The following is a 13,396-nucleotide window of genomic DNA, read 5'->3' on the forward strand; positions in this document are numbered from 1 at the left end:
CGCTGATCCGTTGTTTTCTATGTGTGTGAGTACATGGGATGCCCTGCCACCGGCATGTCGGCAGCAAGGATCGAGCCGCTCTCCGACTCGGTAATGAAGAGCGTTTTGTTGTCGGGTCCGCCGTAAGCGATGTTCGTGGTCTTCAGACCAGCACAGGAACGCACGCGGTAAAGCGGCTCGCCGAGACGGCTGAACAGCCAGATGGTACCCAGTCCCGTGTGAGCCACAGCCACATTGCCCTCGGCATCGACGGCGATTCCATCAGGACCCGACAAGCCGCCGGATAAATTCAGAAACACCCCGGCTTTGGCCACGCGATCATGAGGCAGGAGTGGCAAACGCCACACGGCGTTGGCTCGCGTCACATTGACGAACAGCATCGTCTCCTCGCGATTCAGCACCAAGCCGTTGGGGCTGGGAATCCCGCTTATGAGGCAGCTGAGGCGGCCGTCGTTGTGCAGCTTGTAGACTTTGCCGCTGGGATCCTGGAGACCGGTTTGACCTTGATCGGTGAAGTAAAGATCGCCATTGCGGGCAAAGCACAGATCGTTGACGCCCCGGAATCCTTCCGAATAAGCGCGCTCCATGATGGGCGTGATAGCCCCCGTATCCGGATCGACCGCGATGATGCCGCGCTTGTGGTCTGTGACGAAAAGTCGGCCATCCTGGTGGATCTTCAGGCCATTGGGTTCACCGTCGTATTCCGTAACGAGGTGGAACGTGCCATCCGGGGTGACCTTGAAGATACGGCCGTATGGGATATCGGTGCAGTAAAGGTTGCCGTTGCGGTCGATTGAGGGGCCTTCCAGAAAGGAATGCGGACGGACATGCTGGCGGGCCTCTACCCAACTGGTCTTGCGATCAGTGATGCGAAGCGCATCGGGGAGACGCGCGAAAACGCGCGTCTGAATGTTTTCAGGAACTGCATACATGACTGCCTCTGTCCGGTTACTTGATTAGGCCCAAGCCGGTCAGAAGGTCCTTCGACTCCTTCGCTTCGGCTTCGAGAAAGGCGCCAAATTCGGCGCTGCCGTGATAATCGGGCACAAGGAAGGATTGTGTGGCGATCTTCTGCCATTCAGGATCGCTATTCACCTTCTCGAAGACACCTTCCCAATAGGCGAGCTGATCGGCCGGCAGGTTCTTCGGGCCAATGACGGCACGCCAATTGTTGAACACGACATCGATACCCTGCTCTCGGAAGGTGGGGATGTCGGACAGGACACCGGACATGCGCTGGGGCGCCGTAATGCCGTATCCTTTGATGCTGCCGGCCTCAATGTTGCCCTGCACATTGCCGCCTGTCGAAGGCATCAGATCAATCTGTCCGCCGAGGATCGCTGTGATCGCCTCTGAGGCGCTTGCAAAGGGAATGACATGCAGCGCCGAGGGCTCCACACCCGCCGTCTGGGCCAGAAGGGCGACCGCCATATGAGGCCCGGTGCCAAGTCCGGGTGCCACCGCGATGCTGAGGCTCTTGGGATCGGCCTTCAACGCCTTGAAGACATCACTTCCGGTTTCATGCGCCAGGCCCTTGCGGCCGATGAGCACGATGTAATCGGCCATCAACTGCGCGACGGGTGTCGCATCACTGTACGTGGCTGTCCCGACGCCGAGCATGGAATTAGTGACCATCGCCGGGTTCTGCACCATCAGGTAATGGCCGTCCCCCGCGTGCTGATTAAGATAGCCGAGGGCCACGGTGCCACCCGCACCGGGCTTGTTCATGACCACAACCGGAGTTGGCACGAGCTTCTTGTCCTGCATGACCTGCTGGAGGGCACGCGCGATACGGTCATTTCCTCCGCCAGGGCCAGCGCCGACCAACAGCTCGACGTTCTTTGTCGGCTGCCATTCCGCTGAAGCGGACGTCGCGAAGAACGCGAGCGCCGCAGCGCCAAGGAGCGACATTGTACCGAAAGCACGACGTGTCGAGCCGCCAGCTTTACCAGCAGGTTTTTTCATCTTTCATCCCTATATTGCTATGAAAGCGCGTATGTTCGCGTCTTTACTTTGAATACGTTTGAATTTTCTTCACCTATGCCTTCATGCTCCACCACACCGGGCACAGCGTCAAGGCAGCCAACGGCTTCGTCTGAGCCTATTTTTTCTGATACGTAGAATTTCGTCGCTTTGGGCATGCAACACCCGCCCATGAGCGCGGCTACAGGAGAAGTGAATGCGAAGGCGCCCGAAGGAGAGCGAACGTCACGTCAACGCGCTGATGACCGCCGTGATGATCCTCGATTGCTTCCGCTCCACCAACGAGCTTCAACTCAAGGACATTCATCACAGGACTGGCATCAACAAGAGCCGTATTCTTCGCTACGTCGGAAGTCTCGAGGCATCTGGCTTGATGTACTTTAATGAGGATACAGGCAGCTATCACTTGGGGCCCAAACTCTATTACCTGGGGCGCGTGCTGGAGAAGAAATATTCAAGTGTCATCGATGCCGTGAGGCCGGTCATGGACGAGCTCGAAACTGGTCCTGACAGCGTGGCCTATTTCTCCATCCGGTACGGATTTGAACGTTTGGTCCTCGTGCGCCGTCAGCCTTCGGGTGTCGACGAGTCCGTTATCAAAGACGGGCAAGTTCGCCCACTTCACCTTGGCGCGAACAGCAGCATTCTTCTGGCATACGAAAAATCCTCGGTACTGGCCCGGATAATGGAACATTTCCGTTCCGCCCGCTCCATTGCGCTGTCAGAACCACAATTGATCGAGATGACAGACAAGCTGCGCAGAATCCGGGCGTCCGGATTTGCCATCAGTTATGGCGAGACAAAGCCTGGATTCTACGTAACGTCCGTTCCGGTTCTTGGTAGATCCGGTATTCTCGTGGGCGCCTTGGGCTTGTCGACTCCCGGCGATACCTCCGATGAGGCGGAAGCCAGACGCCAGATTGTTATATTGACTGAGGCAGCAACAACTATCAGCGCTTCGCTGGAAAGAACCATGACCGGAGAAGTGGCCTCCTAAACGGCGTCATTCGATCGACGAACGTCCGCCGCGAGCTCCGTCTCCCAGCCGAAGACGCTGCGGCCGCCGTATTCATGGGACCGCTGGCGCTCGTTCTCGATGAACTGAGGCAGGCTCGGACCGCTCACATGGCTCTCCAGGCGGCGGGACTGTTCATCGAGCCGTCGGATCGCGTCGAGCTTTTCATCATTGCCGAGCCTTGCCTCGCCGACGGCAGACTTCAGCACCGCGATGGTCTGGTCGTAGACCTTGGTCGGCACCGGGAACGGTTGCCGGTCCTTGCCGCCGTGAGAAAGCGAGAAGCGGGCGGGATCGGCGAAGCGGCAAGGGGCGCCGTGGACGACTTCAGCCACCATGGCCAGGGATTGCACGGTGCGGGCGCCGACGCCGGGAACGAGCAGAAGTTCGGCAAAATCCTGTGGCGCACTCTCGGCCGCCGCGGCAAGTGCACCGTGCAGGCGCCGGATCATCACGTCCTTCGGGCGCACGTCATGATGCTCGGGCATCACGAGATGCGGCAGCAGCGGTGCATCAGGCTGTGCCGGCTTTGAAGCCTTGCCCTGCAGCACACCCACCTCATGGGCGATGCGGTCCGGGCCAATCTCCCTCAGGAGATCCAGCTGGCCCTTCCGTGAGGCGGCGGCGCGGTGGTCGGTCAGATTGACGATGTTGCCCTGGTTCCTGCCCTCGATCGCCGCATGTGGCGCCTCGACGAAGCTGTTCAGATCCTCCGACAGCCAGTGATAGCGGCGGGCATAGCGGCTCGTGCTGTTCATGCCCTGCTGAATCACCACCCATTTGCCGTCGTCAGCGAGGATGAAGCCGTGGAGATAGAGGTCGAAGCCGTCCTGGACCGCAGCGCTGTCCACCTTGGCGACAAGCCGGCTCGCCCTTCCCAGCGCCGCTCCATCGAGACCCGTCCGCTCACCCACCGAGCGAAGCTCATCCGGCGTGCGCCGTGAATGGCTGCCGCGTCCGCCGCAGACGTGAAGGCCGAGCTCGCCCGACAGTGGCGCGAGGCCGCGCTTCAGGGCACCGACAACGCTGGTGGTGATGCCTGACGAATGCCAGTCCATGCCCATAACCGCGCCGAAGGACTGAAACCAGAAAGGATGCGACAGCCGGCGCAGGAATTCATCACGACCATAGTGATGCACGATCGCCTGCGCGATCACGGCGCCGAGCTTCGTCATGCGCTGTCCAAGCCATGACGGAACGCGGCCGTTGTGCAAAGGCAGATCGGCGCTGCCGGCGCGGCGGGCCATGAATGCTCCCAAAGGTACAAAACAGGAACATGTTTAACACGTGAGCGCTCGTCCCGCTACGGTCCAGCCCGCGGGCCGGGAACGAAGTGGCTGCGGAGCATCTTTCCTTTCGTCAGATCACGGGAGGAAAGTATGAACACGGCGAACCTGCAGATTGAGGGCATTCTCACGGCCATGTCGTCTCTTCTGGAGGCCCTGAGAGGAAAAGGCCTGCTGACCCAACAGGAGATCGATGAGGTGCTTGACGGGGCTGAACGGGCCGTCAGCAAGGAAAGCGAACATCGTGATGAACTGAGGGCCGCCCATCTTGCCGCCATCAAATTTCCTATCCGCTTCCTGAGAGTGACGAACAATCGAACCGACGGAGAACCGCTGTCCTTCGGGCGGATTGCCGCCATGGTCGGCGAGACAAAGCCCGATCAGTGGTAAAAGACGGCGGGATCAGCAAGCCGTGTTGTCATCACATCAGGCGATGGATCGAAGGCCGAACACCGCAAAGAGCCGGGCGGGGTCCGTCCACACAGTCTCCACCCGCCAGCCGTGCCTGCGCGCGATCTGCGAAAACACCGCCGGCTCATATTTCCGCGAACTTTCGGTGTGGATCGTCTCGCCGGGCGCGAAGTGGAAGGTCCGCCCGGCGACCTTTGCCTCCTGCTCCTGCCGGCTGACGAGATGCATTTCAACGGCGGAAGCCTTCTCGTTCCATCGCGCCTGATGGGCGTAAGCATCGAGAGTGAAATTGCCGCCAAGCTCGCGATTGATGCGCGCGAGGATGTTGAGGTTGAAGGCCGCGGTGACGCCTTCGCGGTCGTCATAGGCCGCGTGAAGGAGGTCGAGATCCTTCTTCAGATCGACCCCGATCAAGGCCTTGCCGGCAGAACCGGTGTGGCGGCGGATGCGGGACAGGAAAGCAGCGGTCTCGGGTTCGTCGAGATTGCCGATGGTGGAGCCGGGAAAGAAGACGACGCGGCCTTCCGTCGGTACACCTGAGGGAAGGTCGAAATCATGCGTGAAATCGGCCGCGACCGGCCGCACCGCCACCCCAGGAAAACGCGCGGAAAAGCGGCGGGCCGTGAGGGTCAGAAAATCAGCGGCGATGTCGATGGGCACATAGAGCTTGGGGGCCTCCAGAGCCGCCATCAGGATCTCAGTCTTGACGGCGGCGCCGGCGCCATACTCCAGCAGCACCGGACCGGCCCCGCAGAAAGCCGCCATGTCGGCCGCGTGGCTGCGCAGGATCGCCGTCTCGGTGCGGGTCGGGTAATATTCCTCGAGGGCCGTAATGTCTTCGAAGAGCTCGCAGCCCCTGTCATCATAAAGCCAACGGCTCGGCAGGCTTTTCGGCTGGCCGGAGAGCCCCGTGAGCACGTCGTGAAGGAATGTGTCGCGCTGCCGGATTTGGACGTCCACCGCCTCCAGCATGGTCACGCATCCTCCGCCAGGCGCAGGCCGGAGAACTGCCAGCGCGCATCGGGCGGGAAGAAATTGCGGTAGGTCGGGCGGATGTGTCCCGGTGGGGTGACGCAGGAGCCTCCGCGCAGCACGAACTGACCGGACATGAACTTGCCGTTGTATTCGCCCACCGCGCCTTCAACGGGCTTGAAGCGCGGGTATGGCAGGAAGGCGCTGCGGGTCCACTCCCAGACATCGCCGTACATCTGGCGAATGCCCGCTTCCTCGGGAGAGGCGGCGCGTGGCCGCAGGCGATCGCTGTCGGCAAAGTTGCCGATCAGCGGTTTTCCGGCCGCTGCGTGCTCCCATTCGAACTCGCTCGGCAGACGCCGGCCCGCCCAGGTGGCGAAGGCATCGGCCTCGTAATAGCTGACATGGGTGACGGGAGCATCCGGATCGACCGGCTGCTCGCCGCGCAGCGTCATCGTCCAATACTGCCCATCCCGCTCACGCCAATAGAGCGGTGCCGTCCAGCCCTCCGCACCCACGGTCGCCCAGCCGGCCGAAAGCCAGAGCAGCGGGTTGCGATAGCCGTCGTCGGCCATGAATTCCATCCACTCGCGATTGGTTACCAGCCGGTCGGCAAGCTCAAACGGCTCCAGCAGCGCACGATGGCGCGGCCCCTCGCAATCAAAGGAAAAGCCCTGACCGTCAAAGCCGATCTCAACGATGCCGCCCTCCAAGGCGGAAAAGCCGGCAGGACCTTGATCAACCGCGCTGACGGCAACCGGCGAGGGATCCCGATAGGCAGGCCGCAGCGGGCTCTGGGCGAAAAGGTGCAGGATGTCAGTCAGAAGCAGTTCCTGATGCTGCTGCTCGTGGTGGCAGCCAAGCTCGATGAGCGTGATGACCTCCGGTGCCGGATCGGACATGAGAAGCCGCTCCACCGCAGCATCCACATGAGCCCGATAGTCGAAGATCTCGTCCAGCGATGGCCGCGTGATCATGCCGCGCTTTGGGCGTGGCTGACGCTCGCCGATGCTTTCATAGTAGGAGTTGAAGAGAAAATTGAAGCTTGGATCGAAAATGCGGTGATCGGAGAGATGCTGGCCCAGGACCATGGTCTCGAAAAACCAGGTCGTATGGGCCAGATGCCATTTTGCCGGGCTGGCGTCAGGCATCGACTGGACCGTCGCGTCGGCATCCGACAGCGGCCGGCCGAGCGCGCGGCTCGCCGTCCGGACGGAGCGGAACAGGTCAAGGACATCGATGGAGGAAGAAGCCTGCGGAGCGGTAAGCGAGCCATGCATGGAGAGCTAACCTCTGACAGCTGGAGGTTTCCGAGCTTTCCTATGTGGAGCGCGATGGCCGTCCGGAAACCGCCGTGCGACGATTTTTTGGGAGATGCCGCGATTACATCCGCTCCTGAAGCCGCCTTCCGTCCGTTCCAAAGGCATGAATCTTGTGTGCGGGAACACGGATGACCCAGGCATCATCAGGCGCGGCCTGAGTGCGGCCGGCCACGCGCAGGATGATGCGGTCGCCGCCGGCCCTGGCATAGATGAAACTCTCCGCACCCACCGGCTCCACCGCTTCCACGATGGCGTCGAGGGTCAGGTCGGACGTTGAAGCCCCGGCCGCCACTATCACCTCGGCGTCTTCGGGCCGAAACCCGATCGTGACAGCATTGGCGGGAACACCCCGGACACCGGCGAAAGCGCCCGAGGCGAGAGGCAGCAGGTTCATTGAGGGGGCGCCGATGAAGCTCGCGACAAAGGTGGAGGCGGGAGCCTCATAGACATCGAGCGGCGCGCCGATCTGTTCGATCTCGCCCGCGTTCATCACCACCAGCACATCGGCCAGCGTCATGGCCTCAAGCTGGTCGTGGGTGACATAGACCGAGGTGACGCCAAGCGAACGCTGGAGGTTCTTGATCTCCACCCGCATCTGGCCGCGCAGCTTGGCATCGAGATTGGAAAGAGGCTCATCGAACAGGAAGACCTTGGGGTCGCGAACAATAGCGCGTCCCATGGCGACGCGCTGCCGCTGCCCGCCCGAGAGTTCGCTGGGCTTCCGGTCGAGAAGATGGGCAAGTTCTAGCCGCGCCGCCGCCTCGCGCACGCGGGTGTCGATCTCGCCCTTGCCCATGCCGCGGTTGCGCAGGCCATAGGCCATGTTGTCGTAGACCTTCATATGCGGATAGAGCGCGTAATTCTGGAACACCATGGCGATGTCGCGCTCGGCCGGACCGATGTCGTTGACGCGCGCGCCGTCGATGCGCACCTCGCCTTCCGTCACGCTTTCAAGGCCCGCGATCATGCGCAGAAGCGTGGACTTGCCGCAGCCGGAAGGGCCGACCAGCACGCAAAGCTGGCCGTCCGCGATGTCGAAGGTGAGACCCTTCACGGCTTCCGCCCCGTTCGGGTAGAGCTTGCGGACGGCGGATAGGTTCAGGGTTGCCATGGGCTTTGGCTCACTTTTCGGACTCCACGAGGCCTTTGACGAACCAGCGCTGCATGAGCACCACCACCAGAACCGGCGGCAGGATCGCCAGGACGCAGGTGACCATGACGAGGTGCCACTGCGTGTCCGCATCCGCGAAGGAGATCATCTTGCGTAGCGCGATGACGACGGTTCCCATGTCGTTGCGGTTGGTCATCAGCAGCGGCCACAGATACTGCGTCCACCCATAGATGAAGAGGATGACGAAGAGCGCCGCGATGTTGGTGCGCGACAGCGGCAGCAGGATGTCCTTGAAGAAGCGCCAGGGGCCGGCGCCATCAAGCCGCGCCGCCTCCACCAGTTCACCCGGGATGGTCATGAAGAACTGGCGGAACAGGAGCGTCGCCGTGGCCGAGGCCATGAGCGGCAGGGTCAGACCCGTGTAGGTGTCGATCAGGCCGAGGTCCACCATGACCTTGTAGGTCGGCAGGATGCGAACCTCCACCGGCAGCATCAGCGTGATGAAGATGAGCCAGAAGAAGACCATGCGGAAGGGGAAGCGGAAGAAGACGATGGCATAGGCCGAGAGGATCGAGATCACGATCTTGCCGAGCGCGATGGCCATGGCCATGACGAAGGTGTTGAAGAGAAGCCGCTCGACACCGACACCGCCGATCCGCCCGATGCCGCCGAACAGGGCGGTGGAATAGTTTTCCCAGAAGTTGGGGCCCGGCGTCAGCGGCAGCGGCGGCCTCAGGATGGTCGTCAGCGAATGGGTGGACGCGACCAGGGTGTAATAGATGGGGAAGACGACGATGAGGATGGCGGCCGCCAGCACGGCATAGGCGAAAAGGCGGGAGCCGAAGGATCTCTCGATCATGCCGCCTCAGCCATAGTGCACCTTTCGCTCCACGTAGCGGAACTGGATGGCGGTGAGGGCGATGACGATCACCATCAGGATGACCGATTGCGCTGCGGATTGACCGAAATTGAGGTTCACGAAGCCGTCGTTATAGACCTTGTAGACCAGCGTTTCCGTCGCCTTGCCCGGCCCGCCGCCGGTGACGGCATGAATGATGCCGAAGGTGTCGAAGAAGGCATAGACGGTGTTCACCACCAGCAGGAAAAAGGTCGTGGGCGCCAGCAGCGGGAAGATGATGGTCCAGAAGCGTTTCGTCTCGCCGGCGCCATCGATGGCGGCTGCCTCGATCAGCGACTTTGGAATGGCCTGCAGGCCTGCGACGAAGAAGAGGAAGTTGTAGCTGATCTGCTTCCAGGCCGCCGCGGCGATGACCAATATCATGGCCTGTGAGCCGTTGAGCAGCGGGTCCCAGTTGTATCCGGCCGTCCGCGCCATATAGGCGAAACTGCCCATGGCCGGATTGAACATGAAAAGCCAGAGCATGCCGGCGATGGCGGGCGCCACCGCATAGGGCCAAATCATCAGCGTGCGCACGAAGCCGCGGCCGCGCACCAGCTTCTCCGCCATGACGGCGAAGAGGAGACCGAGGCCCAGCGCAACCGCCACGGTGAACACCGAGAAAATGCCCGTGACCTGCAGCGAATTGATGTAGTTCGGATCGCCGAGGACCCGGCGGAAATTGTCGAGCCCAACAAATTCCTGCGCAAGGCCGAAAGCATCCTCGCGCAGGGTAGAGGTGTAGAGCGCCTGGCTCGCCGGCCAGTAGAAGAACACCAGCGTGATCGCCACCTGCGGCGCCAGCAGCAGATAGGGCAGGATCCTGTTCGGGAAGGTGACGCGGGGACGGGCCAAGGTGCTCTTTTAAGGTTCATGCCGGCGCCACCTCGAAACGCGGCGCCGGTGGGGCCGCTCAGCGGTTGACTGCCTGCTCGATGGCCGCGTTGCCGCGCTTTACGGCATTGTCGAGTGCCTGCTGCGCCGTCTGCTCGCCGGCGAGCATCTTTTCGAACTCCTCGTTCTGGATGTCCCGCACCGCCGGCAGGTTGATGAGCCGCACGCCGCGGGAATTGTCCGTCGGCTCCTTGCCCATCATCTGTCGGATCGGGATCTCGCGGCCGGGGTTCTTGTCGTAGAAGCCGGATTTCTTGGTGGCTTCATAAGCCGCGAGGGTCACCGGAAGATAGCCCGAGACTTCATGCAGGCGCTGCTGGATCTTGGTTTGCGACAGGAAGGAGAAGAAGGCGGCAACGCCCTCATATTCCTCCTCGTCATGTCCCGCCATGACCCAAAGGCTGGCACCGCCGGGCGTGGTGTTCTGCGGCGCGCCTTCGACATCGGGATAATAGGGAAGCTGACCGAGTCCATAGTTCATGCCCGATTTGACTACATCGCCGAGGCCTCCGGAGGATTCGGTCATGATGGCGCATTCGCCCGACAGGAACAGCTGCTTTGCCTCGGATGTGCGACCGCCGTAACGGAAGACATTTTCTTTGGCGAGATCGGCGATGTTCTGGAAGTGCTTCACGAACACAGGCGTGTTGATGGTGAGCTCCACATCAAGCCCGCCGAGGCCGTTCTGCTTGGTGCCATATTGCTGGTTGTTCCAGGCGGCGAAGTTCTCAAGGCCGATCCATGTCAGCCAGGTCGAGGTATAGCCGCAGTTCGAAGCGCCGCTCGCCTTCACCTTGCGCGCGGCGTCGAACACCTCCGGCCAGGTCTTGGGGGGCGTCTCCGGGTCCAGCCCCGCCTTCTGAAACAGGTCCTTGTTGTAGTAGAGGATCGGCGAGGAGGAATTATAGGGGAAGGAGAGCATGGTGCCGTCGGGCTTGGAGTAATAGGCCACGATGCCCGGCAGATATTGGCTCTTGTCGAAGGCAGTGCCGCCCATGGAGAGGATGTCCGCGACGGGCTTGATGGCCGCTTCCGCGCCCATCATCACGCCGGTGCCAACGTCGAACACCTGGATAATGTGGGGCGGCTGCTTGGCGCGGAAGGCGGCAATGCCAGCGTTCAGCGTGTCCGGATAGGTGCCTTTGAAAACCGGCACCACCTTGTAGTCCGACTGGCTTTCGTTGAACTCCCTGGAAAGGGTCTCGACCACCTCATTGTTGGCGCCGGTCATCGCGTGCCACCAGGAGATCTCGGTGACGGCGAAGGCGGATGTGGTCGACAGCAATGTGAATGTAACGGCAGCGCTCGCTGCAAGGCCCTGGAATCTCACGTTTCTCTCCTGCATCCGCTGTGGTGGGACAGAGTCACGTGGCGTGCTCTATCTTTTCGTTATGACACTTCAACAACGGTGCCCGGCGCGCTGCCGAGCGTCTACAGTCTGTCCATTACCGGAGCTTGTGTCGAGAGTTCAGATGCAACCAATCCAATCGGGTCATGCCGTCATTGGCGGCGGTAGAGCCGGAGCGTGACCGGCGCCAGAACAAGCGTCAGCACCGCCGGTGCGACAAGGGCCAAACCCACATCGCCCAGGCTCGCATTGCCGCTCATGAGCCCCCGAATGGCACTCGCCATCAGCGACACCGGATTGACTTCGACGAAGGCGCGCAGCCAGGCCGGCATGGTAACGGGATCGACCATGATGTTGGACGCGAAGACCAGCGGAAACAGGAAGGAAAAGCCCAGCGTCATCACCGTGGTCGGGGTGCTGATGAGAAGCCCCAGCACGATGAAGATCCATCCCATGCCGAAACCGATGGCGAGAAGCAGCAGGAAGCCTCCTGCAACCCCCGCGATGCCGGCCTCGGGCCGATAGCCGAGGACGAGGCCGATGGTGAGAATGATGCCCCCGGCGATCAGATGGCGAAGCACATCGCCGACCATCAGACCGGCGAAGGGAGCAAGCGACCAGATCGGCAGGGAGCGAAACCGGTCGAACAGCCCTTTGCCGAGATCTGTCGAGAGATTCATTCCGGAGTAGACGGCGTTGAAGCACACCGTCTGCACCAGGATGCCGGGAAGGAAGAACTGCAGATATTCGCCGGGCGACCCGGCCAGCGCGCCGCCGAACACGAAGGTGAAGAGCAGCGTGAACATGATCGGCGTCATGACGAGGTCGAACAGTTGCTCGGGCACATGCCGGAACTTCAGAACCGCGCGCCAGCCGAAGGCAAGCGCGTTGGACAGCGCCGAGGGCTCCGGCGGACGTTCGACTTTCCGAAGTCCGCCTTCGATGGGCTGGCTCATGCTCCCGCCTCCTCCGCAACACGCCGCTCGCCGCCCGTAAGCGCGAAGAAGACCTCATCAAGGCTTGGGCTTCCCATGGAGAAATCCGCGAGCTCGATGCCATCAGCGATGAGTGCGGCCAGGGCTTTGTTCGCCTCGGCGGGACTGGGCGCAACAATGGAGATCTCGGCGCCCTCGACACTGCGCTGGGCAACGCCCCTCAGGCAGCCTTCAAGCATCCCGGCGGCCTCGTCGAGCCGCGCCGGATCGGCCAGGGCGACGTGCAGAAATCCGGAGCCTGTCGCCGCCTTCAGCTGCCGGCTGGTGCCCTCGGCGATTTTCCGTCCGTGGTCGATCACGGCGATTCGCTCGGCCAGTTGGTCGGCTTCCTCAAGGTATTGGGTCGTCAGAAGGATCGTGACCCCGCTGCCGGCAAGCTCCCGGATCATGCGCCACACGCTCTGGCGGGCCTTGGGATCAAGGCCGGTCGTCGGCTCATCGAGAAAGAGAACTCCCGGTGTCACCACCAGCGAGGCGGCAATGTCGAGCCGCCGGCGCATTCCGCCGGAATAGGATTTCACCTGCTTCTTTGCCGCGTCCGTCAGATCGAAGCTCTCAAGAAGCTCGTCGGCCCGCTGCCGTGCGGTCCGGCCGCGAAAGCCCCAGAGGCGCGCGAGCAGAAGGAGGTTCTCCCGCCCCGTCAGATCCTCATCCAGAGAGGCGAACTGCCCGGTCATGGCGATGGAGCCGCGCACGGCCTGCGGCGCCGTCGCGAGGTCATGTCCCATCACCCTGGCGCTGCCGCCATCAGGCGCCGCAAGCGTCGCCAACATCCGCATCAGGGTCGTCTTGCCAGCGCCGTTCGGTCCGAGGATCGCGAAGATCATGCCCTCAGGCACGGCAAGATCAATACCGTCGACGGCACGAAGCTCGCCATAGGCCTTTGCCAGGCCGCGCGCTTCGATGGCGAGGGGTCGTGACGATACATCCGTATTCACAGTCTGCACGTCCATTGGGCGTTCCACCTTCGGCTGAGGTGCTGCTCGCTTACTGCGATCCACGTCCCTTGATCAAGCATGGTTCGGATCGAGTGCCGAGCCGGCCTCTATTTTGACGAAAATTAGGCGGGAACCACACTGTCTCGCGGTCGGTTGTGCCCTGCGACGGTGGCTCCGTCGCTTACCTGCAGAGCGCAGGCCTCACGGCATTCATGAAACAGCT

Annotated in this window: 13 protein-coding genes; 2 read left to right on the forward strand and 11 right to left on the reverse strand. The window is 61.9% G+C overall.

What is annotated here, in order from left to right:
* Positions 1–17: 17 nt before the first annotated feature.
* Together IEV58_RS01035 and IEV58_RS01040 are read right to left on the reverse strand one after the other, a co-directional pair.
* Positions 18–932, reverse strand: coding sequence for an SMP-30/gluconolactonase/LRE family protein (locus IEV58_RS01035; protein WP_188407819.1), 915 nt, complete (start codon positions 930–932; stop codon positions 18–20).
* A 16-nt stretch (positions 933–948) separates the two neighbouring features.
* Complete coding sequence (locus IEV58_RS01040; RefSeq protein WP_188407820.1) at positions 949–1,965, reverse strand: tripartite tricarboxylate transporter substrate binding protein; 1,017 nt, start codon at positions 1,963–1,965, stop codon at positions 949–951.
* Positions 1,966–2,179: 214 nt separating this feature from the next.
* On the opposite strand from IEV58_RS01040, the gene IEV58_RS01045 reads away from it, so the two are divergent.
* Positions 2,180–2,980: an IclR family transcriptional regulator gene (locus IEV58_RS01045; RefSeq protein WP_188407821.1), complete on the forward strand. Its 801-nt coding sequence runs from the start codon at positions 2,180–2,182 to the stop codon at positions 2,978–2,980.
* On the opposite strand, the gene IEV58_RS01050 is transcribed toward IEV58_RS01045, so the two are convergent.
* A complete protein-coding gene (locus IEV58_RS01050) occupies positions 2,977–4,245 on the reverse strand; it encodes a DUF763 domain-containing protein (protein WP_188407822.1) in 1,269 nt (422 codons plus the stop codon). The two genes, IEV58_RS01045 and IEV58_RS01050, sit on opposite strands and share 4 nt — an antisense overlap.
* A gap of 132 nt (positions 4,246–4,377) precedes the next feature.
* Here IEV58_RS01050 and IEV58_RS01055 point away from each other — a divergent pair, with 132 nt between their 5' ends.
* Complete coding sequence (locus IEV58_RS01055; RefSeq protein WP_188407823.1) at positions 4,378–4,674, forward strand: hypothetical protein; 297 nt, start codon at positions 4,378–4,380, stop codon at positions 4,672–4,674.
* A gap of 36 nt (positions 4,675–4,710) precedes the next feature.
* Here the strand turns inward: IEV58_RS01055 and egtD are convergent, their stop codons facing one another.
* The 8 genes from egtD to IEV58_RS01095 form a co-directional block, all read right to left on the reverse strand.
* Positions 4,711–5,667, reverse strand: coding sequence for an L-histidine N(alpha)-methyltransferase (gene egtD, locus IEV58_RS01060; protein ID WP_188409029.1), 957 nt, complete (start codon positions 5,665–5,667; stop codon positions 4,711–4,713).
* Between the two features lie 2 nt (positions 5,668–5,669).
* Positions 5,670–6,947, reverse strand: a complete 1,278-nt coding sequence (gene egtB, locus IEV58_RS01065) for an ergothioneine biosynthesis protein EgtB (protein ID WP_188407824.1) — start codon at positions 6,945–6,947, stop codon at positions 5,670–5,672.
* Positions 6,948–7,050: 103 nt separating this feature from the next.
* Positions 7,051–8,100, reverse strand: coding sequence for a sn-glycerol-3-phosphate ABC transporter ATP-binding protein UgpC (ugpC, locus tag IEV58_RS01070; protein ID WP_188407825.1), 1,050 nt, complete (start codon positions 8,098–8,100; stop codon positions 7,051–7,053).
* 10 nt (positions 8,101–8,110) lie between these two features.
* Positions 8,111–8,959 (reverse strand): sn-glycerol-3-phosphate ABC transporter permease UgpE, encoded by an 849-nt coding sequence (ugpE, locus tag IEV58_RS01075; protein ID WP_188407826.1) that lies wholly within the window; start codon positions 8,957–8,959, stop codon positions 8,111–8,113.
* Positions 8,960–8,965: 6 nt separating this feature from the next.
* On the reverse strand, positions 8,966–9,853 hold the full coding sequence (gene ugpA / locus IEV58_RS01080; protein WP_188407827.1) for a sn-glycerol-3-phosphate ABC transporter permease UgpA: 888 nt from the start codon (positions 9,851–9,853) through the stop codon (positions 8,966–8,968).
* A 58-nt stretch (positions 9,854–9,911) separates the two neighbouring features.
* The gene (ugpB, locus tag IEV58_RS01085) at positions 9,912–11,237 is read right to left on the reverse strand and encodes a sn-glycerol-3-phosphate ABC transporter substrate-binding protein UgpB (RefSeq protein WP_188407828.1); all 1,326 of its coding nucleotides are present in this window, start codon (positions 11,235–11,237) and stop codon (positions 9,912–9,914) included.
* 155 nt (positions 11,238–11,392) lie between these two features.
* On the reverse strand, positions 11,393–12,196 hold the full coding sequence (locus IEV58_RS01090; protein ID WP_188407829.1) for an ABC transporter permease: 804 nt from the start codon (positions 12,194–12,196) through the stop codon (positions 11,393–11,395).
* Positions 12,193–13,188, reverse strand: coding sequence for an ATP-binding cassette domain-containing protein (locus tag IEV58_RS01095; protein WP_188407830.1), 996 nt, complete (start codon positions 13,186–13,188; stop codon positions 12,193–12,195). Before IEV58_RS01095 ends, IEV58_RS01090 begins: the two co-directional genes overlap by 4 nt.
* Positions 13,189–13,396: the final 208 nt, after the last annotated feature.

Source organism: Agaricicola taiwanensis, assembly GCF_014635245.1.
GTDB classification, from domain to species: domain Bacteria; phylum Pseudomonadota; class Alphaproteobacteria; order Rhizobiales; family Methylopilaceae; genus Agaricicola; species Agaricicola taiwanensis.

Bases quoted from the DNA above. Each gene is read 5' to 3' on its own strand.
- IEV58_RS01035 (WP_188407819.1), bottom strand. From the start codon at position 932: ATGTATGCAGTTCCTGAAAACATTCAGACGCGCGTTTTCGCGCGTCTC.
- IEV58_RS01040 (WP_188407820.1), bottom strand. From the start codon at position 1,965: ATGAAAAAACCTGCTGGTAAAGCTGGCGGCTCGACACGTCGTGCTTTC.
- IEV58_RS01045 (WP_188407821.1), top strand. From the start codon at position 2,180: ATGCGAAGGCGCCCGAAGGAGAGCGAACGTCACGTCAACGCGCTGATG.
- IEV58_RS01050 (WP_188407822.1), bottom strand. From the start codon at position 4,245: ATGGCCCGCCGCGCCGGCAGCGCCGATCTGCCTTTGCACAACGGCCGC.
- IEV58_RS01055 (WP_188407823.1), top strand. From the start codon at position 4,378: ATGAACACGGCGAACCTGCAGATTGAGGGCATTCTCACGGCCATGTCG.
- egtD (WP_188409029.1), bottom strand. From the start codon at position 5,667: ATGCTGGAGGCGGTGGACGTCCAAATCCGGCAGCGCGACACATTCCTT.
- egtB (WP_188407824.1), bottom strand. From the start codon at position 6,947: ATGCATGGCTCGCTTACCGCTCCGCAGGCTTCTTCCTCCATCGATGTC.
- ugpC (WP_188407825.1), bottom strand. From the start codon at position 8,100: ATGGCAACCCTGAACCTATCCGCCGTCCGCAAGCTCTACCCGAACGGG.
- ugpE (WP_188407826.1), bottom strand. From the start codon at position 8,959: ATGATCGAGAGATCCTTCGGCTCCCGCCTTTTCGCCTATGCCGTGCTG.
- ugpB (WP_188407828.1), bottom strand. From the start codon at position 11,237: ATGCAGGAGAGAAACGTGAGATTCCAGGGCCTTGCAGCGAGCGCTGCC.
- IEV58_RS01090 (WP_188407829.1), bottom strand. From the start codon at position 12,196: ATGAGCCAGCCCATCGAAGGCGGACTTCGGAAAGTCGAACGTCCGCCG.
- IEV58_RS01095 (WP_188407830.1), bottom strand. From the start codon at position 13,188: ATGGACGTGCAGACTGTGAATACGGATGTATCGTCACGACCCCTCGCC.